Genomic DNA, 23,572 nt, shown 5'->3' with positions numbered 1-23,572 from the left:
ATACGACGTTGTTTTTTCATTGGACACCTCTTGGGTTGTGATTTTATCACCTAAGCGGGTGTCCGGATTGATTAGACCACTACACTTCTCCCCGGGCCCCTGCTTCGCGCTGTGCAGGACTTCATCCGCTCTGAATAATCCTGCGATCTCGGTACCGCGAATAATGGGCCGTCCATGGCCCTATTCGCTCGCCCGGCATCCATGCCGGGACGTACCGGCGCAGAATGATTCAAACCGGCGTCCTGCAGGCGCATAAAACCATGACGCAAAGCCGCATATATATCAGGCACCATACTGTAGGAGCGGCTTTCAGCCGCGATACCGCTCGCCCGGCATCCATGCCGGAACGTACCGGCGCAGCATTATTCAAACCGGCGTCCTGCAGGCGCATAAAACCATAACGCGAAGCCACTCTTCAGAACGAATATCTGCTTTCTTTGAAAAGCCGCCTATCAGATCAGGCGCAGCATTGTAGGAACGGGCCATGCCCGCGATGCCGCCGAGAAGCCTACTAGCGGTCAATCGGATACAAGAAGCGGATCTTATCCGCGACATGGCCAGCCATACGCTCACGCCGAAATGTAGGGTGGGCACTGCCCACCAAAGCCATTGTCGTCATTTGCCACTTGTAACCAAATTTATCAACAGATTGAACCTCATCCCAAACTTCAGTACTCTCAAACCACAGCAGGGAGGCAGCTACATACTTAACGGACAGATACCCAATCCGATTCCCCTCCCCGCCTGAAATCCCGATTTCAAACATGCGCCACTCCTGCCCTGCGCTTATAAGGACGGGCGGCAGCGTGTCTGAAATAAAAAGAGCAGATAAACACTGTTTTCTGCTGGACATTGATAACGCGCAAAATGTAAAGAGCGGTTCAGGGTAAAAGTGCCCATGCGCGTCTATAGCCTGACAAGAAAGAAAATAACGATGATTTTTTCAGCCAGGACAGTGGTTTAGGCTGGGAATCTGAATAAGGACTTAGGTGTGTTAATGAGCATACCTACGAATAAACTGTGATACATAATAAGTTATGGCGATACTAATGCTCATAAATGCGATCTATTAAATTTAGTTTGAAATCGACAAATAAAAGTGATAGTGCAATCCTCTAAACTCTAAGTCAGAATCGCGACTTTATGGTTAGATTGCTTTACGTCAATCCATTTTTGAATAATTACCTCAAGGAAAGTGATCCAATGTCTGCTGAAAAGTTTAAGTTACCTTCGTCCTCATATGAGGAATTGACCAAAATTATCAAAGCCTATGGACACTTTTCAGCGCCCGTTGATCTGGGCGAGGTAAGCAAACTAATAGGCATGGATTCCACCGTCATTAGCAGAAATGTTGGCTTCTTATTAGAGTTAGCAATCTTGGAACCCGGGAAGAAAAAAACTGTAACTAGCGCTGGTCGAAATCTGGCTCAGGCACTCGAGCATGAAATGCCAGATGAAATCAGAAAAAACTGGCGTGAAATCGTTTCGGAAACCGAATTTTTAAATAAACTGATCACCTCAATAAAAATTCGGAATGGGATGGATGAGGGGACGCTGCAATCTCATATTGCTTTTTCAGCAGGACAGCCGAAAAAGCCAGCCGTGATGACTGGGGCACGGACCGTGATGGATATACTTCGCGCATCAGAATTGATTCGTGAGCAAGATGGGAAGATTGTTCTCGCAAAAATAGAAGACGATATAGAATCTGGAAAGATAAAAAACTCAGAATTAGATTCGTCTCAACCAACTCGCCCTTTGGGCTTTATTACTTCCCCACAGGTTTCCAAGGTAGTCGCTGAACAGTCCTACACAGGCAGCCCGCAGATTAAAATAAACATTAATGTAACTGTCGATTGCTCTACAGCAGATTTAGACACATTGGGTGAAAAGCTAAACCAGATAATTAAAGATGTAAATCGCGAAATCCGCGATGGCGAAGAAACTGATATAGACGAATAAGCGCGGAGTAATAACTATGCCCCGCAATTTTTCACAAGCAACAGCCGAACTTACCGTACTGGTGGCAGAAGCTGTATGTATTCGGCCAAACTGTGAGCAACAATTTGTTCAGGATTTTTGTGATTTGTCAGCCGCTCAAGCTACAGCTGCGCTGGCTTTGGCTACAGACATAGGGCTTATTGTCAAAGATAATGAGACCTACAAAACAGAATCCCCATTAGTTCGGCTACTAGGCACTCCAGATGAATCAAGTAAGGCTGCTATTTTGAGGATTCTATTGGAGTGCTATGAACCATTTGTATTTTTCAGGGAACGCCTAGTCGCAACTGGAAACTCAGATACAGCAGCCCAACAAACGAAAGTTCACTTAGATTTAAATGCACACAGAGAAGAAATAAAAGACACTCTGATCAGCCTAGGCACATATACCAAGGCCATTAATGCAAAAGGCGGTGGGGTATATGAGGCAGTAAATGGAGAGGACTTAAACCAGCTACGAAATGTGGCGGAGGCATCTTCTAATTTGGCTGACGCAGAGGCCAGCATCAGAATTGAGATCGGTGACTATGCCGACAGCTTAGATCGCGTAGAAGTAGTGGTTCCACTGGCAAGAGCTTTATTAAAAGCGAAAGAAGAACACGCCAAAGAAGCTGTCGCTGAAGCTGCGGCTGCACTAGAATCTTTTCTAGCTGGCTTGGCCAATAGGATGGGAGTCAATTTACAAGGAGCAACAGGTCTAACATCCCGGATAGATAAGTTCAGAGCTAATAGCATATTACCAAAGAAAATAACTGAAGCCGGAAAGTATTTGGGGCAGATTCGAAACGCAGCTGATCACGGTGTCGATATAGACCCAGATGTAGGTAGCGTATGGAAAATATTACCCAGCTCTGGAAGACATTATGTGTTTGTTGCTTGTGCATTTATCAGGGCATGTGGCGCTAGAGAAAATAATCAGGACTTCTATATCTAGGCAAAATAGCGCTGCCGAATGAGGATTCAGGCGTAAACTTTACTTAATTCAATATCCTCTATTGATCGATATTGAACATTGTATATGATTTTTCATGTCACGTATAACAAGGCGCTACTGTCGAACAAGTGATTCTCCCCCACTTTAACGGACACCAAACCATCCGTGTCCGTTAAATCACCCCACGCTTTCTGCACTCCAAAAACCCTGAACTCAGTTCAGGGTTTCTCTCCCCGCGCCAAACGCACATTAATATCGGCAATTACGCCCGGTAAATCCGCGACCGAATCAATCACGTAATGTGCTCCTGCATCGTTAAAGCGCTGGGTTGCTTTGCTGCGGCGCTGTGCCTGCTCGCTGGCGGAAAGCGCCTGCCAGTCAGCCAGATCCAGGCCAACTTCGTTGCCGCTGATGCTGACACCGACGGTCCACATACCGGCACGCAGGCCTTCTTCAATACCGGGTAAGGTATCGTCCACTTTAATGCAGGCGTGTACGTGGTTAACGCTCAGTTGCAGCGCTAACGCCAGCGCCATATCGGCGTATGGGCGGCCACGCAATACATCGGTGGCGAATACACAGGCATCCGGTTCGTAACCCTGATCTTTGGCGGCGATTAATGCCGGTTCCATCATGCCGGGGCCGTAGCCGGTATTACCGCCGATTTTTAAGCCCTGTGCACGCAGCTGGTCGTAAGCGGCTTTCCAGCCCGGAATTAATTGCGCACGTTCGCCAACGATGCGCGTCTGAATCGGCGCAAAAGCATGGTACAGGCGGTCGATTTCGGCGCTGTCGGCTTCCTGCCCTTTTACTTCCAGCCAGCGGGCATGAATACGCGGATTGGCCAGCATACGGGTAATGTGTTCGCGTTTTTCGGTGCCCATGGGTTCCCGCGCTTCGGCCTGGGTTACTTCAATACCTTCGGCGGCGAATAATTCCATAAAGGCGTAAACCGGTGCCAGCGAGCCAAAATCGATGGTGGTGCCCGCCCAGTCGAGAATAACGGCTTCTGTTGGCCCGGCAAAAAAACGTTGCGATTTAAACATGGGTATTGCGCTCCTGCACCACACGGGTGTGCTGAATTAATAGTTCGTAATAGTGGTCAATGCCCGGCACCTGTAAGGCCGGTTGTTTTCCCTGCTCGTCGTATTTACGCAGCCGTAAAGCGTCGGCAAACCAGGGCGAAGATTCAAAGGCGCGGCAGGTGCTTTCATCCATCCAGCCGCCCTGCAGTTCCAGGCTCTGCTGTGATGCCGCCGACAGCGACTCGCGGTAAACGGCATCGGTGGAATATAAATAGCGCTTGGCCGCGACATGCAGACGAATGGGTTTGGTCACGTCATCGGCAAAATATTCACTTAAAAAAGCCGCACCGACTTTTTCGTGGTAGCCGTTATCGCCACCGGCTTCCGGATGCAGCCCCTGTTCCTGCCAGGTAATTAAATGGCCAACATCATGCAGCAGCGCGGCAATAACCAGATGCGCTGGCGCATTATCCTGTTCGGCAAACCAGGCACATTGCAGAGCATGCCGGGTCTGGGAAATATCTTCCCCCAGTGGCATATGGCCGTAATCAGCAAAGGGTTGCCAGACCTGATCCACGGCTTTGCGCGCCAGCGTACGTAAGCGCATGATGATTCCTCCGTTGTCAGCTGTCAGAGCCAGAAGCGGTGTTTTTCCAGCGCCTGCAGCAAACGCTGCATATCCTGCGGGAAAACATCACCGATATGGCCAATGCGGAAACACGGCGTTGCCGTGACCTTGCCCGGATAAATCACAAAGCCTTCCTGCTTTAAGCGCTGATACAGCTGGTTAAAATCGAACGCCGGATTATCAGGATATTTAAAAGTCGAAATAAACGGCGATTGTTTATCGCGGCTGACCACACACTCGAACCCCAGCGCCTGCATACCATCGACCAGGGTGCGGTGATTGTCGGCATAACGCTGTACCCGGGCGCTGATGCCACCCTCTTCTGCCAGTTCCGCCAGTGCCTGCTGAAAAGCGCGCACCACATGGGTTGGCGAGGTAAAACGCCATTTACCATGGCCTTGCTCCATGCACTGCCACTGGTCAAATAAATCCAGACTTAACGTGCGCGCACGACCGGCACATTTAGCCAGCGCATCGCGTTTTGCTATCACAAAGCCCATACCAGGCACGCCCTGAATGCATTTATTGGCCGAGCTGATCAGAAAATCGATACCCAGTGCGGCCAGCGGAATTTCGATACCACCAAACGAGCTCATGGCATCGACAATCAGGGTTTTGCCGGCGGCTTTAATCACTTCGGCATAAGCAGCCAGCGGATTCAGAATGCCGGAGGTGGTTTCACAATGAACCAGCGCCACATGGGTAATGGCCGGGTCATCGTGCAAAGCCTGATTCAGTTCTTCCAGACTCACCCACTCATGCTCGGCGGCGGTTAACAGCCCGTAATTAATACGGTGTACCCGCGCCATATCGGCAATGCGCTGACCGTAAGCGCCATTGGCTAAAATCAATAATTTATCGTCGGCCGAAAAGGCGCTGCTGATGACACTCTCTACCGCAAAACTGCCACTGCCCTGCAGCAGCACCGCACTGTATTCCTCTGCAGCGCTCTCTTTTTCGCCACAGAGCGCCAGCTCTACCAACTGTTTACGGATAGGCTGAACCACTCCCAGGTTGTAATCGTCATCCCAGGTACACCAGTCACGCAGCATGGTCTGCTTTACACTGGCCGTCGTACTCAGGGGGCCGGGAGTGAGTAATAAATAAGGGTTATTCATAAGTCCGTCACGTTTGCGCCGAGTTGGTTTTTGTATTTTCTTTATTCTGGTCTAGACCAGAATGCGCAAACTATAAAAGCTAACGGAGCGAGCGGCAACGGCAGTTTAATGAAGTTTTTGTGACAGTAATGCAGAGTGTTGGGTTGGAGGTTCCTGAGGACGTTATTGAGTTTTTTGGCCGCTGCGCGGGCTGGTTTTTTGGGCTGCCGCCCGGCCCTATGACCTCTTTGAGGGGTCTTACCCCTCACGCCGGTCGGGCAAACTCCCCGCTTCGCGCTGTGCAGGACTTAATCCGTTCTGAATAATCCTGCGGTCGCGGTAACGCGAATAATGGGCCATCCATGGCCCTATTCGCTCGCCCGGCATCCATGCCGGGACGTACCGGCGCAGAATGATTCAAACCGGCGTCCTGCAGGCGCATAAAACCATAACGCGAAACCGCTTTTCAATTCCTGCTTTGTTTGTTTTGAAAAACTGCGTTGCGTCTGAATAAACGCGGCATTTGTGCGGTGCCAGTCAACCAGGCAGAAAATCCGGTGGAAAGCACAGTACAGCCCGGAGCCCATTCATTTCAATTATCAAACGGTAAAAGGCTCCGGGCGAATTGCTGTGCGGGCCGGATTGGCCACGCAGTTGACTGAACAGCACCGGACAGCCGCAAGAGAGGATCGGAAGGAGATACCTCTCCTTGCATGGGGGCGCAGGGGGCGGAGCACCCGCAAAGGCTTCGATATGATTACAAAAGCCAACCCGCGCAGCGGCCACAGAAACAGTATCGCGGCTAAAAGCCGCTCCTACCAAGCCCCTCCCACAAAACAGCTGAAAAAAGAAACTCAGTGACTGGGAATCCGCAGTTCTATCGCACTATGAACCCAGTGCTCAATATCAAACTCCACCGCTTTGCGCTCCCCTTCATAACGGATACGGCGAATCTCCAGACAGGGCGCGCCGTTAATATGCGACAGCGCGTCGGCCACCTGATCGTAAACCGCTGACACGCAGATACGGTTATCTTCGTGCGTAATTTCGACGTTGTAATCGCGCTGCATCAGGGTTGTGAGTGAGCCTTCCAGGTCTTTTTTCATCAGTTCCGGAAAGCGGCTTTCCGGCAGGTAGATAAATTCGTAAAGCACCGGGCGGCCATCGAGGGAACGCAGACGTACCAGTTCAATCAGTTTTTCGTCAGCGGCAACGGCCAGTGTCGTGCGCGCTACCTGTGGACCTTTAATGCGCTTTTGTGAAATTAATTCGGTGGCCGGAGTGCGTTGTTGCTGCTCCGCCAACAGGTAGAAATTCACCCGCGAAGATGGGTCATATTCCAGCCGTGGCGGTGAGACAAACCAGCCGCGGCGGTTGGAGCGGTAAATCAGCCCTTCCGATTCCAGCTTTGACAGCGCATCGCGCACAGTAATTCGCGTGCTTTTAAACTGCTCCACCAGCTCGCGTTCGGATGGCAGACGTTCGTTCTGTTTCAGCCGTGACTGTTTGATCAGTCCGGCCAGGTAGTCGCGTATTTCGATATTGGCTGACAGCATTTTTTTGAGTCCAGAATCGGTATGCATGGCTATTTTAGCCGTGTCGCGGCAACAGAAGCCAGCGGCTGTTTCTGGAGCTGAGTCTCTTCCTGAAACTGCTGCCCATTGCGGATAAAACGCCAGCGGAAATACAACCATGACATCGTCACCAGCAAGCCACCGATGATCGCGGTGGTGTAAATAGCACTGACAAAGAAATTCAGCCAGCTGATGTCCGCCGCATAAAAATGCTTAACCAACAGCAATCCCACACTGCCGGTATAACCGGCGCTGTCGGCCAGATAAATCAGAAATCCGGCATTGGCCACGCCACCGGCCAGGGCGACAAAACGGTCAAACAAAAAGCAGTTAAACGGAATATAGGCCAAATACAAACCCGTACCTAAGGCGACCATCCAGATTTTACTGTCGAGCCAGTGTTGCTGATGCAGCCAGGTGCTGTATCCCAAAATAAAGCAGCCCAGCACAATGGCAATATGATTGGCGGTAAAGGCGCGGAAGTTATCGCGGATAAACATTAACAACGCCAGCGCGACCAGAACCATACCGGCAATGCGCACCCCGGCGTAGGTAAAAATCGCGGGTTCATTGCCATAGCCCAGCGCCTGCCAGATTTCGGCAGAAAAGTTATCGCGAAAATCACGCAGGCCGGTGAACAGTAAAAACGCCAGAATCAGCAGGCTCAGGCCAAACCAGTACTGGCCAAATAATTGCCAGCGGTCGGCGGCGGTCATCGGCTGGCGCTTCAGTCGCAGTTCTTCGTCAGTGGCATCCGGCTCCGGAATCATCGACAACGCGTAGACCGAAATCAGCAGCAGCGGCATAAAAATCAGGCCGGTTAAAAACGGCATCCAGAATTCCGGCACATCGGCGTAAACGATTAACGCTTTGCCCACACTGCGTACCATGCCGGAGGCAACAATAAAGGTGGCGCTTAACCCTGCCCCGAGTAATTCCGAGGTTTTACGCCCTTCCAGATAGCTGAATACCAGCCCCCAGATCATGCCCAGCGGCAGACCATTAAAAAACATTGCCAGCGGTTTTAATGGCGCCGGTAATACTGCAAATAAAAACAGCGCCAGCTGCGCACTGGCGACCAGTAATATAATGGCCAGCGCGCGGCGGTCGTGCATCATGCCCGACACCACACGGATACCGATAAACTTTGACAGCAGATAGCCCAGCACCTGCGCAAAAATCAGGATGACTTTGTAATCCATGCCAAACAACGTCTGGCCATCGTACATCGCCACCGAGAAAGGCTTGCGGAAGGCGTACATCGAAAAGTACGTCATAAAGGCGGCGCTGATGGCAAACACTACAAACCAGAGTGCAGATGCCTGCTGCAGACGCTGCTGAGCACGTTGGTGAAAACGCTGAAACGGCATAATTAACATTAAAATACTCCCGCTGCGGCACACTGGCTGGCAGCGCTATCAGTTCTTATAAACAGGAAATACCCGAGGGATATGTCGGCTGTATGAAAATGCTGCATTCAGCCGGTACTCTTGCCGCTGCGCGCGCGGGCACAGTGCAGACGGAATTCCGGGCTCATCGGATCAGCCTTGGGTTGCATCGCGGCAAAGCGTGACGGCGAGAATTCTTCCGCGTTAACAAAGGTCGGTTGTTCAAGAATCTGCTCGCTGAGCAGGCGGCCAATGCCAGCACTGAAGGCAATACCGGCACCGGAGCAACCGGTGGCGACAAAGGCATTGCTGTACTGCTCCAGACGACCGAGCAAAGGCTTGCCATCCGGCGTGTAAGACGACACTCCACTTAAGTAATACGCCAGTTGCGCCTGCTCCAGCAGCGGGCACAGAGTCAGCAGGCTATGCCAGTGCTCTTCCAGTGCCAGCCAGCCATTAGCGTCTTCGGCAAAATGAAAACTGTGAATATCGTGCGGTAATGCACGCGGATCAGCCACACAGCACTGGCTGTCGCGCACACCAAATAACAGCGCCGATTGTTCGCTGCGGAAATACGCTTTAGCAGAAGGAATAATCGCCATCGGCTGCTTGGCATCAACCTGCGGCTGGTTGCTGGTTATCCAGTAATGGCTGCGAACCGGTGCCATCGCCAGTGCGATATCGTAGTCACAGGCCAGCGCTGCACTCCAGGGACCAGCTGCCAGCACCACAGTGTCGGCACGGATAAATTCACCGCTGGCTATGTGTACGCCGGTCAGTTTATTGCCCTGCAACTCCAGCCGGTTAACCGCACAATGGGAAATAATCTGCGCTCCCGCGGCGCGGGCCGAACGGGCATACAGCTGCGCCAGGGTATAAGGGTCGGCGTGGCCGTCATCGGGGTAATACAAGGCGCTACTGTCTGCCGTGATTGCCAGCCAGGGCAGCAGGCGCTGAATATCGCGGCTGTCCAGCCATTGTGTACCAACATCCAACTGCTGCGCCTGCTGAAAATAACGTTGTTGTTGCTGACGTTCGTTATCGTTAACGGCGATGTGCAAACAACCGCAGCGTTGCGCAAAGGGCAGATTAAAACGCTGCTCCAGCATACGCAGGGTGCTGTGAGTTTCGTGCACCATTAATGCCGCGCTGTCGCTGCTACGCGCGCGGGTTAATAAAGCTGCCGCCTGACTGGTGGTGCCTGCACCTAATTCGCCGCGTTCAAACAGCGTTACCTGTGCCTGCTCGCTGCTCTGCAGATAATGGGCAATGGCGAGGCCAAGAATACCGCCGCCAATAATAACCACCTGCTGTTTTACTGCCATCCTGATACTTCTTTTGGTCTAGTCCAGATGACAATATTTAAAAGACAGCGGATGACAAAACGATGACAGGCAGGTTCAGAGAAAGAAAACGTTGTATCAAGGCAGAACACAAATAAAAACACCGGCCGGAGCCGGTGTTCTTTGTTACTGCAATAAATCAGAAGAAGCTGTATTTAACACCCAGATTGGCGCGGTAACCGTAGTATTCCACCTGCAGTGGGCGGCTTTCGCTGCCGAGGTAGTACTTCATCGGTTCGTTGGTGATGTTATTAATATCGGCATACACCATCAGATCGCTGGTTGCCTGATAAGACGCGCTCAGGTCAACACTGGTGTAATCACCGTAGTAGCTGTCTTCATCACTGCTGTCACCGTGTTCCTGAATATAAGCGCCTTTATGGTTAACCGCGATGCGCACAGCAAAGGTGCTGTCATCGTAAAATAACGCGGCGTTATACAGAGAGTCGGCCTGACGCGGAATATCGGCTTTGCGGCCATTGGTTAATTCCATCACCGAACGCATACGGGTGTAGTTGGCCTGTACACCCACATTTTCCAGCGCATCGGCAATAAAATCGAGGCGACGGCTGAAGGCAAACTCAGCACCAGCCAGCCAGGCATTATCACCGTTCACCGAATCTACGCGGTCAACGCTTTCACCTTTAAAGGTCACTTCGGAACGCTTATTGAAAATCGGATCGCTGATCTGCTTATAGAACAGGCCGCCGGAAATCACACCGACATTGTCGTAATAACGCTCGAATAACACGTCCAGATTATTGGAATAGGTCGGGTTCAGTCCCGGATTACCCACCACCAGCTCACCATCGGCTTCTGAATAGGCCTGTCCCGGCGCCAGCGAACCAAAGTCCGGACGGGCAAAGGTACGGCTGAAAGCAGCACGCAGGTTGCTGTCGTCGGTCAGGGCGTAGGTCATATGCACAGACGGCAGCACTGAGGTGTACGACTTGGTCTTTTTCACCGGCACAATGACTACGCTACCGTTATTGTCTTCGGCACTGTAACCGGATACTTCGGTTTCGGTGCGTTCAATGCGCACGCCACCGACCAGGCTGACTTCATCATTCAGCTGATAGGTCGCCATACCGTAACCGGCCATCTGGGTTTCGTTCACATCGAAGTTACGGCCCAGTGCGCCACCGTTGGCCACGGTATAGGATTCGCTATCAATCAATTCAAACTGATCGCGGTTGTTGTTCCAGAAATTTTCCAGATCCGACATATCCGCCACCTGGCTGAAATCATCGGCGTAACCGGCGTTAATTTCTTCCAGATAGTCGTTACGGCCCGGCTGATCACTTAAATCAAAGTCGCTCAAAAGCGGCGTTGTCGCACTGTCTTTCCACTGATAAAACTCATCGGAAAAACGCGCAACCCGTTCTTTTTCACGGTATTTGGTACCGAATTTTAATTGCAGGTCGTAATTCATATCCTGGGTAAAATCGAGCTGTGCCACGACTTTATCTTTTTCCCGTACATCGACCTTATAAAGCTCGATGGAGGACAGCGCCATTTGCGTTGGGTCCATGCTGAAGCCATCCGGTAAATGCGTGGATGGTTCACTGGCCGGGCTGTTGCCGCCATCAATGGTGTTGTACGACAGGTTTTTACCACTGCGGTTGTCCAGCCCGACAAAGCCTACGTTTTTCTGATCAAAACGGGCAACAAAATAGCTCTTGTCTTTGCTGTTCGGCACATCGCCATAATAAAAGTGGTTATCGTAGGTCGATGCTTTCCATTCCAGTAAACCACCCTCTCCGACCCAGTGCTCGCCACCCAGCTGATGCCCGCTGAGTTCGGTGGTCAGAATATTATGAATATGCTGTAACTCGATCCGGTCTTTATCAAAACGGTAGCGGTGTTTGTAATGGGTTTCATCGTCGATCAGTGTGCCGTACAGGGTACGGGCATAGACGGTATCGCCATTATCGAATTTATATTCCAGCGCACCATTAAAACCGCGGGTGTCACGTTCACCGGTATAGTCACGCAGTTCAAGTCGTTTAATCCCTTCACCGCTGCGGCGCGGTTCGAAGTTATCGGTGGCCCAGTTACGCACATATTGACTGGCATTAACGATATAACCCCACTTACCATCGTCACTGCGGTCACCGGCGAGAATATTCAGGTTATAACCGCTATCACCGGCTTTATCGTTGTAATTGGTGCCAACGGTGACATCCAGTGTGGTTTCCTGCGGCGCGCGGCGGGTAATAAAATTCACGTTACCACCAATGGCATCGCCTTCCATATCCGGCGTTACCGCTTTACTGACTTCCACACTTTCGATCATTTCGGTTGGGAAAAAGTCGAACGCGGTGGCGCGTGACGTCGTTTCTTCTTCGGCAGTAGGAATGCGGTCACCATTCAGCGAGGCTGAACTCCACTGTGCCGGTAAACCACGCACGGCAACAAAGCGGCCTTCGCCCTGATCGCGCTCGATGGATACGCCAGGAATACGCTGTACCGCTTCGGCGGCGTTGCGGTCGGGTAATTTACCCATACCATCGGCCGAAATTGCATTCAGAATTCGGTTAGAATTTTTCTGTGTATTCAGGGCTTTCATTTCACCCTGAAAAATATGGCCGATGGCCACAACCTCTTCAAGACCTGCTCCGCTGAAAATAACTTTCAGTGCGCCCAGATCTTTACGTTCATCAGCCATTACAGTAACCGTTGTCTGCAACGGTTCATAACCGACGTAGGTAATTTTCAGGTTGTAGGTGCCGGGCTGCAGTCCTTTGAGAATAAACTGACCGCGTTCATCACTCTGAACACGGGCACCGGTTTCTGCAACGGTCACCGTTGCACCGGGTAATATTGAGCTTTGATCGATCACCGAACCCATCAGGCTGGCATCGGCCAGTACCAGCTGGCTGCCAAGCAGCAGTGTCGCCAGCAGTGGCAGTTTTGCAGTTTTAAACGTCTTCATCCTAATCCCCATAGTTTCCAGTAAGCCGCAATCACGCCCCTTGTGCCGGCGGGATCCGAATCTGGTCTAATCCAGTTAGCCAGTGCAGATTAGGAAGAAAATATGACGGGGTTATGACTGTCGCGTTCAATAACAGGCAGATGAATGATCGCTTACAAGGGCAGATTTCAGACACAAAAAAGCCCGCGGCTAAGCGGGCTTCAGCAGAATAAAAAACCTAATGCGTTATTCTGCAGCAGCGGTTTCTGCTGCTGTTTCAACCGGCGCGGCTTCAGCAGTCGCTGCTTCGGTTGTTTCTGCACTGCTGTCTGCGCTTGAAGTTTCTGCAGCGGTTTCTGCCGCTGGGGCTTCGTAGCGTAACCATTTCTGGCTGCGGCCAATCCAGGACACGCCGATATAACCGCGAACACTCAGACTCTGACCGTCTTCAGCGACTTCCAGCTGGGATTTATAAATGCTGCCGGATTTAGGGTCGAGAATACGGCCGCTTTCCCATTCGCCTTCGCCATCATTTTCCAGACCCCACATAAAGGTCAGGCCTTCTACGGGCTGATCTTTAAAATCATCCGGGCATTTTTCACAGGATTTTCCCTGATCTTTTTCACGCAGTAATTTAACGATGGTGCCCTGCAATTTACCGTCTTCATTAATGCGGATGTCAACGACGCTGGCCTGGCTGCCGTCTTCATCATCAATCGTTACCCATTGACCGACAGCAGGATCAGCCACAGCAACGGACGACAACAGGGTAAAAGCAAGAGCGGATATGGATTTTTTCACAGACAAACTCTCCAGAGCTGGTGCAATTCCGGACAGGTTGGGTAGCACACCCCCGGCAACCCGGCCGAACCCCGGCCACTTGCGTTATCAGTTATTGGTTAGGCCAGGTGGGCGGATAATACGGTATCTGCCGGGAAAAATCCGCCATTCCAGAGCGGATATGGCCAACTAAAACCCGGCAAATCGGGCCAATAGTCATAAACAACGGTGAGATCAATGCAACGCAGCAGCGTTTTTTTATCGTACTAAAGGCGTACGTATTAGCACCAAAGATGCGTATTTCAACGCCCTGCGACCATAGTCACCCCGTGCTCTTCCGCCCCCTCAAAAGCACCGATAACCCTTTGTTTTTAATAGCAAAATCCATCACTGAACACAGGTGTTCAAAATTGGTACTACCAAGGTCTAGCTGTCGTGTTCTGACGCTATGCTGCTAGGTTGATTCTGCATTCAAATAAAAACTAGGAGGGGTTATGGCTTTCAAGTCAGAAGACGATAAGAACGCGTACTGGCGCAAAAACCTGAGATTAATGTTCATATTACTGGTTATCTGGGCAGTGGTGTCGTATGGCTTCGGCATTCTGTTCCGTCCGGTTCTCGACATGATTCCGGTCGGTGGCGTTGGTCTGGGTTTCTGGTTTGCACAGCAAGGTTCTATTTATGTGTTCCTCGCCATTGTTGCAATTTACGCCAAAAAAATGCGCGAACTCGATCGTGAGTTTGGCGTTGATGACGATGAATAAGTGAGGAGTTGAGCATGGATTTACAGACCTTAACTTACATCGTAGTGGGCCTGAGCTTCGCCCTCTATTTCGGTATCGCTATCTGGGCCCGTGCCGGAACCACCGGTGAATATTATGCGGCTGGCCGCGGTGTTCACCCGGTTGCCAACGGTATGGCAACAGCAGCCGACTGGATGTCTGCCGCTTCCTTTATTTCTATGGCGGGCCTGATCGCCTTCCAGGGTTATGATGCTTCTATCTTCCTGATGGGCTGGACCGGTGGTTATGTACTGCTGGCACTCTGCCTGGCTCCTTACCTGCGTAAATTCGGCAAGTTTACTGTGCCTGATTTTATCGGTGACCGTTACTACTCCCGTACTGCCCGTATTGTGGCCGTTATCTGTCTGATCGTAGCGTCTCTGACTTACGTAATTGGCCAGATGAAAGGTATTGGTGTGGCGTTCTCCCGTTTCCTCGACGTGGATTATGCAACCGGTCTGTATGCCGGTATGGGTATCGTATTCTTCTACGCCGTACTCGGCGGTATGAAAGGCGTAACCTACACTCAGATCGCGCAATACTGTGTACTGATTTTTGCTTACACCGTACCGGCGATCTTTATCTCTCTGAACCTGACCAACAACCCGATTCCACAACTGGGTTTCCTCAGTGACACCGCTGACGGTACTCCGCTGCTGGTAAAACTGGATCAGACGCTGGTTGACCTTGGTTTTGCTGAATATACCGCGCAGAAAGGCGGTACCTTCAACATGCTGATGTACACCCTGTCGCTGATGATGGGTACTGCTGGTCTGCCACACGTGATCATCCGCTTCTTCACCGTACCTAAGGTGTCTGATGCGCGTTCATCCGCAGGCTGGGCTCTGCTGTTCATCGCCATTCTGTACACCACTGCTCCGGCTGTGGGTTCTATGGCCCGTCTGAACCTGACCAATACCATTCAGCCTGGCCCGGTTGGCAGTGCCGAAGGTAACCTGGCTTATGCTGATCGTCCGGACTGGTTCAAGAAGTGGGAAACCACAGGTCTGCTGGCGTTCGAAGATAAGAATGGCGATGGCCGTATCCAGTACTACAACGACAAGAACCCTGAGTTTGCCGCCAAAGCTGAATCTTTCGGCTGGAAAGGTAACGAAATGGTGAAAGTCGACCGTGACATCATGGTTCTGGCTAATCCGGAAATCGCTAACCTGCCAAACTGGGTAATCGCTCTGGTCGCTGCCGGTGGTCTGGCTGCCGCACTGTCCACTGCCGCTGGTCTGCTGCTGGCGATGTCGACAGCCATTTCCCACGATCTGCTGAAACGTACCTTTATGCCGGATATCAGTGAGAAGAACGAACTGATGTCTGCGCGTATCGCGATGGCGGGTGCGATTCTGGTGGCCGGTTATCTGGGCCTGAATCCTCCCGGCTTTGCGGCACAGGTGGTGGCACTGGCCTTTGGTCTGGCGGCATCCTCGATCTTCCCTGTGCTGATGATGGGTATCTTCAGTACTAAGGTGAACAACAGTGGTGCAGTCGCCGGTATGCTGGTTGGTCTGGTGTCTACGCTGGTGTACATCTTTACCTACAAAGGCTGGTTCTTTGTGGCAGGTACCGAGATGCTGGCTAACACTCCGGATAACTGGTTCCTGGGCGTTTCGCCAGAAGCCTTTGGTGCCCTGGGTGCTCTGCTGAACTTCGCCACCGCATTCATTGTTTCTAACATGACTGCTCCGGTACCGGATGACATCCGTCAGATGGTAGAAGATATCCGCTTCCCGAAAGGGGCTGGTGAAGCGCACGATCACTAAGATCTGACGCTGATCCAACCATAAAAAAACCGGCTTCGGCCGGTTTTTTTATGCTGATTATTGGTGATAACGTCATTTTAAATAATCGCTGAAGCAATCGATCTGCAAGAATTCGGACACGAAAAATTGAGATACCGATAATTGAGATACCGATAATTGAGATGCCGATAATTGAGAAGCAGGTAATTGAGAAGCAGGTAATTGAGAGAGGGTATTCACACAGAGTACATTGAGCGTTATCGGTTAAAGAACATTCCGTGCTATCCGCCAATAACGCTAAACTCTATAAATCTAACCCCTGTCAGCGGTGCAACATTTCGCCGCGCAAAGGCGCCAGACGCTGCAATAACCGGTTCTGATCGGTGTAGGGAATACCACTGTCTGCCATGGCCTTCTGCAACAACTCCACCACCCGGTTAAAATCGGTTTCGCTAATATTCATCCCGGTATGCACGGTTGGCATATCATCACCGCTGTAAATGCAGGGGCCATCACTCACCGCGCACAGTTGTTCGCTGAATTTATTGCGGAAGCGCTCTATATCTGAATCTTTAAAAAACGGATAAATACGGCGATCAAAACTGATTTCATCAATAAAATGATCCACCACCACGCTAATGCCTTCAGCCCCCCCTAATCGTTCGTACAGGGTGTCTTCCGCCATCGCCGGATTTATCCATGACGTCGCCATCAGCAAGGTGCCGCTGCAAAGCAAAGAACGGATCATCATCGCTCTCCTATTGAAAATAACCGGTTAATGACAAATACAGGCCATCCTGATCATCGCTGCCGGCAATACTGCCCAGCTGCGCCCATGCCAGAGTCAAATTCAGTTGTTTATGCGGGAACCAGGCAATAAACAGATCGCGGTAATCGTCTTCGCGGAACGCCGCTAAATTATCGGGCTTGGAACGGTACTCGGCACCCACGGCGAAGCCGTCGCGCAGCAACACCAACGCTGACACTTCCGGCAGCCACTGATACCCGCCGTTATCGTCACCACCAAACCCCAGCAATCCCATTTGATTGGCTTTACTGGCACGCACCGTCGCGTTCCATAAAACGTTGTATCCGGCCAGTGCCGCCAGATGAACTTTACTGGCCGACAGGTAAAAATCGGTTCCCTGGGTATTGTTATCAGCGCCCACCGCAGCCGCCGTGTCACCATCCAGCAATCGCTTATGCTGCAGTCCCAACGCCAACTGTGGCAGCGCTGTAAACACCGCATCACCGGCCAGTTTGATTTTAGCGCCATAAATTTCCTGGCGGATTTCGGTGGCGGTATTTTTCAAACGAAAGCTTTGCTGAGCCGCACTGAGTTCCAGCTGATTGTTATAACTCCAACTGGCGCCCAGCACTTCGAGGCGAAAATCCTGCACGTCGGTGCGGGTTGTAAAAGCGCTGAGGCTGCTTTCCCCCTGCTCGCCGTAACCACTGATCAGCGCCCAGGGCACCAGGCCACCACCGGCGGCACCTTCCAGCTGGGTAACGCCGGAGGTTGCCAGTAAACGTCCTTGCGCCAGCACAGGACTGCTGACAGATACGCTTAAACTGAATAAGGCTATGCTCAACGACGTCAGATTCGGTGAAACCAGTTTCTGTGACATCCAGGCCCCAGGCGGGGATAAACGCAGCGTCATGATTGTATCTCCTGTTGCTGTCCACCAGCGGCAGAGCATTGCTGAAAATCAGTCAGCCAGGGGGAAACCTTATCAAAGGCCATTGGCCGACAAAGAAAATAGCCCTGAATATAATGACAACCACTGGCCACTAACCATTCTTCTGAAGCCTGATTTTCCACGCCTTCGGCGGTGACACTTAACCCCAGCTCGCGGGCCATGGTCAGGGTTGAGCGCACAATAATCTGATCTTCGTGTGTTTCTGCTAAATTCAGAATAAAGCATTTATCAATTTTTATTTCGTCCACCGGCATACGCGCCAGTTTGGATAATGCTGAATAACCAATACCGTAATCATCCATCGAAATACTGAAGCCCCGGTCGCGGAATATCTGCAATTGTTGCAGCGATTTTTCTTCATCCTGCATCATGTCGCGCTCCGTTATTTCCAGACAGATATCCGCTGGTCGTAATTGCAGGCGCTGCAGCTTTTGCTCAATAAAAGTCACCAGACCATCACGACTGAGATCCTGAGCGGAAATATTAATCGATACCTGAAGATCGATATTGTCACGCCGCCACACGGCGACATGCTCCAGCACCTGCAATATCACCCAGTCTGTCAGCTGACCTATCAAACCGGTTTGTTCTGCCAGCTCGATAAATACGTCGGGTGGAATGAATCCATCCTGCGGATGAAACCAGCGGATCAGAGCTTCGGCTTTATCGACCTTGCCCGTAGACAGATTTTTCTTGGGTTGATAATACATCTGCAGCTGACCGTCATTCAGACTCAACGCCTGCTTTAACGATTTCAGAATATGCAGCTTCTGCAGATGCTGCTGATCCATGCCTTCTTCATACAAAAAAAGTGGCAGTTTGTGACTGCGGGCATGTTCCAGAGCGATATTTGTGCGCCGGATTAATTGCGCAGCGGTATCAGCCTGAGACGGAAACAATACCAGTCCGACGCGCACCTCGATGCTGACACTGACACCATTTACCGTCATCGGCGTGCTAATGGTGTGCAGTATTTTCCAGCCATGCGCTTCGGCCCACCAGCTGGTGGCAGTATCCGGGCAGGGCATCAGCAATACAAATTCGTCTCCGGCGACGCGGGCCAAAGCGCCCTTCTGTGTCAGTTTGGCCAGCCGCTGTGCTACCCGCGTTAAACAGCCGTCGCCAATATCCGGCCCTAAAGAATCATTAATATTTTTAAAACCGCGAATATTAACGTCAGCCAGCATAAACGGCTCGCCAGCCACAACACGCTGCTCCAGCTCACCCAGCATACTGACGCGGTTTAAAAGCCCGGTCAGGCTGTCATGCAACGCCTGGTAGCGTATTTCCTGCTCACGTTCAGCCAGATCATTATTCATCGTATGAAATGCAGACACTAAGGTCTGAATTTCATAGTTTGCTCCGCCAGGTGGATCAATGCGGTGATATTCTCCGCGGGCAATGGCGCGGGCGTCACGTACCAGGCGTTTCAGCGGCACCGTCAGCCGCCGTGCCATCAGGATACTGCCGGCAACGGCCAGTAGAATGATCACCAGAGCCAATTGCAGAATGCGATTGCGTAACTGAATATAACCGTCAAAAGACGGTTGCAGATCAGCCGATAAAACAACGCTGACCGGCACGGTACCGTGCCTCGATATCGTCAGCCACTGGCTGGCAAAGCGCTGCATGCTGTCGTTGTCCCAGCCGTTCAGGGTGCGGGCATAACCTGGCGATTCCATCGCCTGCAGAATTTGCTCGTCACCGGGCAGAGAAGAAGAATACACCAGGTTGCTCATACCCCGCGGCGAGCGCATGCCCAGCCCCTGCTGCTCAACAAAGGTAACGTCGATACCACTGCTGCGCGCCAGTTGCTGCGCCAGCCGTTCATCCATACGAAACCCCACGCCCGCAATCGCAATCACCCTTGGGGCCTGTACCGGTATCAGCAACAGTTGATAGATATGATTTCCAAGCACAAAAAAATCGGCGCTGACCTGGCCTTTAAGCGCCTGTTCCAGAGCCGGAGCGTAGGTAAACTGTTCTCCTTCACGCACATCACTGTCGGTGCTGGCCGTCACCCGCCCGCTGACATCAACCAGAAACATCAGATCCGAGCGGATGCGCGAGCCATGGTTTTCCAGCATGCTGGCCACCGTCGCCTGATCCTGACTGGCCAACGCCTGTTTAAAACCAAAATCGGAAACCAGAATTTCAGCGGAAGTCAGTAATTGCTGCTGGCGCATGGCGATGGTGTTTTTAAACACTTCAACCGCTGCGCCCAGATCATCGTTCACTTTACTGCGAATAGTTTCACCGGCGCTGTAAAGCACCAGCACCAGAATAGAAAGCGAGGCAAGCGCGGTCAGTCCCGCGGTAAACAGCAGTATCTGACTGCGGAAGGTATTCAGTCGCACCGTTGTGTCTCAGCGACGCAGTTTATTACCAAAACTCTGCTCCTCCTGCTGCACCGCGGCGGCAACCGCCAGTGTCAGTGTTATCTGAATACGTCCGTTGCGGACCGGCATAGCATTCAATTCCTGCCGGGTCATTGTCTGCCGTTCGGACTCACTCAGCGATAAGCGCGGATGCCATATGCTGAGTGTTGACGATGCCGGCAGTGATGGCAGTGTTATGTGTCCCTGTTTATCGCTGATAAAGGTGTAGGCGCTGTCGGCGACATAGATATAGCCGATCATCTGATCATGAATATTGCAGCCCAGTACCACCAGTCCCGGCTTATCAAATAACACCGGGTCTTTGGGGGTATCGGCGTATAACCGGATTTCAAAGGTTTTCGGACTGGAAAAAGAATAAACGTGGTGGCGGATATTATCGCTGTTGGGAAAGCTCACACTCTGGCCCTTTTGCACAACCAGCACAGAGGGGCGAAACTGTTTATTCACCTGATCCATCACCGGCGGCGCTGTCTGCGTCACTGGAATTCCACTGACGCTGACCACCACATCGGCCAGTGGCTGACCCTGCTGATCGTAAAATGCCAGCGACAGTTCTGGCGCTGAGCGAACGGGGGCTGCGTTTACCAACGCAAGCAGCGTTATAAATGACAGCAGCCTCCGCGCCAGCCGTAGTGTGCACTCACCGTTGGCAGCTTGCCAGCGCCTGTTTGCAAGCCTGAATAATCCCCACACGGAGCACCTCAACCACCGATAATTATGGCTTTAAAATAGTCGTAAACCGGCTTGAGCGCAAAGTATGAGAAAGGTGGAAGCATGCTTTAACCGCGCTCTCTGCAGGGGGTTACGCGGCATTTCAGCGTCTGAAAAAACCGGGCCGCTCAGCTGCGCTGATTGAAATGCGTCAGCTTGATATACATCAGAGCCGTAGAAATCACATCCCCCATAGCGGTATGCCGCTCAATAATGGGCACCTTCAGGTCTTTCGCCAGCCCTTCAAAGGTCAGATCCAGCTGCAATTCCGGGATATATTTGCGCTTCTGGCGCACATAAATTTCTGACACTTCGATAAAGCGGTTAGGCAGCTGGAAGTTATGCAGCTGTTTGATATAGCGGTTAAGAATGGCGCGGTCATATTCAATATAAAAACCACAGATTGGCCGGTTACCGATAAAATCCAGAACCTTTTCAATAGCTTCTGAAACCGCCACCCCCTGCTGCCGGTCTTCGCGGCGCAAATAATGCACTCGCACAGCGTTCGGGTCGGTAACGGCATTGGAATTAATGGTCAGATCAAGCGCTTCCGATAAGCGTATTTCACCACCTTTAACCCGTACTGCCGCCACACTTAACAACTCGCCTTTTTTCTTATCAAAGCAGCTGGTTTCGCAATCCAGAACCACCACTTCATCACCATCGTAAGGTTCGGCAAGGTGACGCCAGCGGCCTTCCGGCGGCATATAACCCGGCAGTTTTTTCAGCAACCAGAACGGCGCCATCAGAAACTCTCCAGATGATAATGATTCACCAACAATTGTTTAAATTTTTTCACCCGGTGTAATGCATGACGCAGCAGGCTGCGATCCACACTGCGCAGGCTGTCGAGTTTTAACTGCTGACTCAGGCCGGGATTATCCGATTCCTGTTCCAGTTGCTGGCGCAGCCGGGTACGTAAAAAGAACAGCAACGCATCTTTAAGCCCCTGAGTCGTTTCATCGTCCAGAACATTCAGCGCATGCAATTTATCCAAGCGCTCCAGGGTATTGCATTCACTGATGGCATATTCAAACGCCAGCGCCCGCACACCATGAACCAGCGGAAAAATACCGCCTTTTTTAATATCAATGGTGCCATGATCTTCGCGGATTTTACCTAAAAACGTCAGTGGTGTTTCGAACTGAAGAGCCGGTTTGGCAAACCAGGCAGACGTCATACTGGAACGCAGTGCTTCGGTTTGCCAGCTGGCTTTAACCGGAACAAATAATTCACGGTTACCGCAGACGGGTTCCGCATCCATAAAAATGGCCATATTCATCATCGGTTCGGGACGACCAGAACGCATCCAGCGCTGCACCTTACCCACCCAGCCATCGACGGTGTTAATCCAGCTGTCGTTAATAAACATAACGCCCCCCGGACACGGCGGATAACCGAAATCCAGCAGCGCCTGATGTAAATTCTGCAACAGCGGCAAGACCGCTTCACGGTCATGTTCATTTTGCAGAATAATGGCGTTATCCTGATCGGTCTTCAGTATCTGTTCACCCCGCCCTTCGCTACCCAGCACCAGAATGCACACACTGCTTTGCAGGCGCTTGGGGAAAATCAACTCAAACGCGCGCTCCATCAGGCGGCGGTTTAACGTGGTAATCAGCTCCATAATCGCCACAACTTTTACCCCCTGCCCACTGAGGCTATCGATCAGTACTTCAAGCCGCCGCGCTGCAACGACCAGCTCTTTCAGCGTTTTCGCCTGCTCAACACGCATGGCAATCACATGGGAGTGGGTAGAAAATACGCTGAGCATATCCATCAATTCCAGCATGCCAACGATATCGCCATCTCGGGTGACAATAACCCGCTCGATATGGTGCTGGGTCATTTTCAGCAAAGCGCTGAACAGAAAGTCGCCGTATTTGACTTCCACCAGATCAAATTGCGCGATATCGGCCACTTTACTTTGCTTGGTTTTATCACCCAATAACGTAGCGCGTAATAAATCGGTGCCGGTAACAATACCGATCTGCCGGGCCGTTCGGACCAACACGGCATCGTATTTCTGCTCTTCCATAATGGTCGCCACCCGCGCCAGACTGGTCTGGCCAGTGACATAGACCGGCGGGCGTACACTGTCTTCGTCGATGCGTGCCAGTATAAATTCAGAGACGCCATTACCGCGCTGCTCTACCAGCTCTTCCTGAGTCCCCAGGTCGGTTTTAAAATAGATGGAGAAGTCACTGGATTCATCCAGTAACTGAATAAAATCTTTGGCGCGCAGTAGATAACACAGGGTTTCTTCTATCGCGGTGTAGCGGTGTTTACAGGAGGATTCCAGCACCGCCCGCACGTCAAAAATGTCTTCTTTTCCGTACTGGGAAAAAACCTGATGACCGTTTTTGTCAGTTTCTTCAACCACCCCTTTATAAACGATATACACTCCCGGAGAGGCATCGCCTTCATCCAGAATAACCGCTCCTGCCGCAAAGAAAACCAGATCAAGGCGTTTGGTTAACCACTCCAGTTGCTGCTCGGATAAAAAACTGAACGGCGGCTGGTGAAGATTTATCTGAATCGTCAT

At 51.5% G+C, this 23,572-nt stretch carries 19 protein-coding genes; 4 read left to right on the top strand and 15 right to left on the bottom strand.

Annotation, left to right across the window (positions count from 1 at the left end; all coding sequences use genetic code 11):
- Nucleotides 1-511 precede the first annotated feature (511 nt).
- A complete protein-coding gene (locus NYR02_RS02990) occupies nt 512-766 on the bottom strand; it encodes a hypothetical protein (protein WP_260974912.1) in 255 nt (84 codons plus the stop codon).
- A 377-nt stretch (nt 767-1,143) separates the two neighbouring features.
- Between NYR02_RS02990 and NYR02_RS02985 the strand changes: the two genes are divergently transcribed.
- Nucleotides 1,144-1,962, top strand: coding sequence for a hypothetical protein (locus NYR02_RS02985; RefSeq protein ID WP_260974911.1), 819 nt, complete (start codon nt 1,144-1,146; stop codon nt 1,960-1,962).
- Between the two features lie 16 nt (nt 1,963-1,978).
- On the top strand, nt 1,979-2,935 hold the full coding sequence (locus NYR02_RS02980) for a hypothetical protein (protein WP_260974910.1): 957 nt from the start codon (nt 1,979-1,981) through the stop codon (nt 2,933-2,935).
- A gap of 218 nt (nt 2,936-3,153) precedes the next feature.
- Here NYR02_RS02980 and phnX read toward each other — a convergent pair whose 3' ends face one another.
- The 8 genes from phnX to NYR02_RS02940 all read right to left on the bottom strand — a co-directional run bounded on the left by phnX (nt 3,154) and on the right by NYR02_RS02940 (nt 13,705).
- On the bottom strand, nt 3,154-3,981 hold the full coding sequence (gene phnX / locus NYR02_RS02975) for a phosphonoacetaldehyde hydrolase (protein ID WP_260974909.1): 828 nt from the start codon (nt 3,979-3,981) through the stop codon (nt 3,154-3,156).
- Nucleotides 3,974-4,567 (bottom strand): HD domain-containing protein, encoded by a 594-nt coding sequence (locus NYR02_RS02970; protein ID WP_260974908.1) that lies wholly within the window; start codon nt 4,565-4,567, stop codon nt 3,974-3,976. Before NYR02_RS02970 ends, phnX begins: the two co-directional genes overlap by 8 nt.
- Nucleotides 4,568-4,590: 23 nt before the next feature.
- Nucleotides 4,591-5,706: a 2-aminoethylphosphonate--pyruvate transaminase gene (gene phnW, locus NYR02_RS02965; RefSeq protein WP_260974907.1), complete on the bottom strand. Its 1,116-nt coding sequence runs from the start codon at nt 5,704-5,706 to the stop codon at nt 4,591-4,593.
- Nucleotides 5,707-6,539: 833 nt separating this feature from the next.
- On the bottom strand, nt 6,540-7,268 hold the full coding sequence (locus tag NYR02_RS02960) for a UTRA domain-containing protein (protein ID WP_260974906.1): 729 nt from the start codon (nt 7,266-7,268) through the stop codon (nt 6,540-6,542).
- Between the two features lie 2 nt (nt 7,269-7,270).
- A complete protein-coding gene (locus NYR02_RS02955; RefSeq protein WP_260974905.1) occupies nt 7,271-8,638 on the bottom strand; it encodes a DUF5690 family protein in 1,368 nt (455 codons plus the stop codon).
- A gap of 98 nt (nt 8,639-8,736) precedes the next feature.
- Complete coding sequence (locus NYR02_RS02950; protein WP_260974904.1) at nt 8,737-9,972, bottom strand: NAD(P)/FAD-dependent oxidoreductase; 1,236 nt, start codon at nt 9,970-9,972, stop codon at nt 8,737-8,739.
- Between the two features lie 157 nt (nt 9,973-10,129).
- Nucleotides 10,130-12,925 (bottom strand): TonB-dependent receptor, encoded by a 2,796-nt coding sequence (locus NYR02_RS02945; RefSeq protein ID WP_260974903.1) that lies wholly within the window; start codon nt 12,923-12,925, stop codon nt 10,130-10,132.
- 225 nt (nt 12,926-13,150) lie between these two features.
- Nucleotides 13,151-13,705: a DUF2147 domain-containing protein gene (locus tag NYR02_RS02940; RefSeq protein WP_260974902.1), complete on the bottom strand. Its 555-nt coding sequence runs from the start codon at nt 13,703-13,705 to the stop codon at nt 13,151-13,153.
- A 473-nt stretch (nt 13,706-14,178) separates the two neighbouring features.
- On the opposite strand from NYR02_RS02940, the gene NYR02_RS02935 reads away from it, so the two are divergent.
- Nucleotides 14,179-14,448, top strand: coding sequence for a DUF4212 domain-containing protein (locus NYR02_RS02935; RefSeq protein ID WP_260974901.1), 270 nt, complete (start codon nt 14,179-14,181; stop codon nt 14,446-14,448).
- A gap of 14 nt (nt 14,449-14,462) precedes the next feature.
- Entirely contained in the window at nt 14,463-16,238 is a 1,776-nt protein-coding gene (locus tag NYR02_RS02930) for a sodium:solute symporter family protein (protein ID WP_260974900.1), read from the top strand.
- Nucleotides 16,239-16,539: 301 nt separating this feature from the next.
- On the opposite strand, the gene NYR02_RS02925 is transcribed toward NYR02_RS02930, so the two are convergent.
- The 6 genes from NYR02_RS02925 to NYR02_RS02900 form a co-directional block, all read right to left on the bottom strand.
- Nucleotides 16,540-16,968 carry a group I truncated hemoglobin gene (locus NYR02_RS02925; protein ID WP_260974899.1) on the bottom strand — a complete coding sequence of 143 codons (429 nt, stop codon included), beginning with the start codon at nt 16,966-16,968 and terminating at the stop codon, nt 16,540-16,542.
- Between the two features lie 7 nt (nt 16,969-16,975).
- Complete coding sequence (locus NYR02_RS02920) at nt 16,976-17,878, bottom strand: DUF3034 family protein (protein WP_260974898.1); 903 nt, start codon at nt 17,876-17,878, stop codon at nt 16,976-16,978.
- Entirely contained in the window at nt 17,875-20,274 is a 2,400-nt protein-coding gene (locus NYR02_RS02915) for a bifunctional diguanylate cyclase/phosphodiesterase (RefSeq protein ID WP_260974897.1), read from the bottom strand. The genes NYR02_RS02920 and NYR02_RS02915 overlap by 4 nt, the downstream gene beginning before the upstream one ends.
- A gap of 9 nt (nt 20,275-20,283) precedes the next feature.
- Nucleotides 20,284-20,904: a methylamine utilization protein gene (locus NYR02_RS02910; RefSeq protein ID WP_260974896.1), complete on the bottom strand. Its 621-nt coding sequence runs from the start codon at nt 20,902-20,904 to the stop codon at nt 20,284-20,286.
- 251 nt (nt 20,905-21,155) lie between these two features.
- A complete protein-coding gene (locus NYR02_RS02905) occupies nt 21,156-21,773 on the bottom strand; it encodes a 3'-5' exonuclease (protein WP_260974895.1) in 618 nt (205 codons plus the stop codon).
- Nucleotides 21,773-23,572 (bottom strand): DUF294 nucleotidyltransferase-like domain-containing protein, encoded by a 1,800-nt coding sequence (locus tag NYR02_RS02900; protein WP_260974894.1) that lies wholly within the window; start codon nt 23,570-23,572, stop codon nt 21,773-21,775. The genes NYR02_RS02905 and NYR02_RS02900 overlap by 1 nt, the downstream gene beginning before the upstream one ends.

This window comes from Thalassolituus pacificus (assembly GCF_025318105.1).
Classification (GTDB): Bacteria; Pseudomonadota; Gammaproteobacteria; order Pseudomonadales; family Oceanobacteraceae; genus Venatoribacter; species Venatoribacter pacificus.
The sequence above is the reverse complement of the archived record's forward strand: the minus strand, read 5'-3'. Positions and strand labels throughout refer to the sequence as shown.

Excerpts from the sequence above, each read along its gene's own strand:
- NYR02_RS02955 (WP_260974905.1), bottom strand. The coding sequence starts at position 8,638 with ATGTTAATTATGCCGTTTCAGCGTTTTCACCAACGTGCTCAGCAGCGT.
- NYR02_RS02980 (WP_260974910.1), top strand. The coding sequence starts at position 1,979 with ATGCCCCGCAATTTTTCACAAGCAACAGCCGAACTTACCGTACTGGTG.
- NYR02_RS02920 (WP_260974898.1), bottom strand. The coding sequence starts at position 17,878 with ATGACGCTGCGTTTATCCCCGCCTGGGGCCTGGATGTCACAGAAACTG.
- phnX (WP_260974909.1), bottom strand. The coding sequence starts at position 3,981 with ATGTTTAAATCGCAACGTTTTTTTGCCGGGCCAACAGAAGCCGTTATT.
- NYR02_RS02950 (WP_260974904.1), bottom strand. The coding sequence starts at position 9,972 with ATGGCAGTAAAACAGCAGGTGGTTATTATTGGCGGCGGTATTCTTGGC.
- NYR02_RS02905 (WP_260974895.1), bottom strand. The coding sequence starts at position 21,773 with ATGGCGCCGTTCTGGTTGCTGAAAAAACTGCCGGGTTATATGCCGCCG.
- NYR02_RS02900 (WP_260974894.1), bottom strand. The coding sequence starts at position 23,572 with ATGACGATTCAGATAAATCTTCACCAGCCGCCGTTCAGTTTTTTATCC.
- phnW (WP_260974907.1), bottom strand. The coding sequence starts at position 5,706 with ATGAATAACCCTTATTTATTACTCACTCCCGGCCCCCTGAGTACGACG.
- NYR02_RS02945 (WP_260974903.1), bottom strand. The coding sequence starts at position 12,925 with ATGAAGACGTTTAAAACTGCAAAACTGCCACTGCTGGCGACACTGCTG.
- NYR02_RS02985 (WP_260974911.1), top strand. The coding sequence starts at position 1,144 with ATGGTTAGATTGCTTTACGTCAATCCATTTTTGAATAATTACCTCAAG.
- NYR02_RS02960 (WP_260974906.1), bottom strand. The coding sequence starts at position 7,268 with ATGCATACCGATTCTGGACTCAAAAAAATGCTGTCAGCCAATATCGAA.
- NYR02_RS02990 (WP_260974912.1), bottom strand. The coding sequence starts at position 766 with ATGTTTGAAATCGGGATTTCAGGCGGGGAGGGGAATCGGATTGGGTAT.
- NYR02_RS02970 (WP_260974908.1), bottom strand. The coding sequence starts at position 4,567 with ATGCGCTTACGTACGCTGGCGCGCAAAGCCGTGGATCAGGTCTGGCAA.
- NYR02_RS02925 (WP_260974899.1), bottom strand. The coding sequence starts at position 16,968 with ATGATGATCCGTTCTTTGCTTTGCAGCGGCACCTTGCTGATGGCGACG.
- NYR02_RS02930 (WP_260974900.1), top strand. The coding sequence starts at position 14,463 with ATGGATTTACAGACCTTAACTTACATCGTAGTGGGCCTGAGCTTCGCC.
- NYR02_RS02935 (WP_260974901.1), top strand. The coding sequence starts at position 14,179 with ATGGCTTTCAAGTCAGAAGACGATAAGAACGCGTACTGGCGCAAAAAC.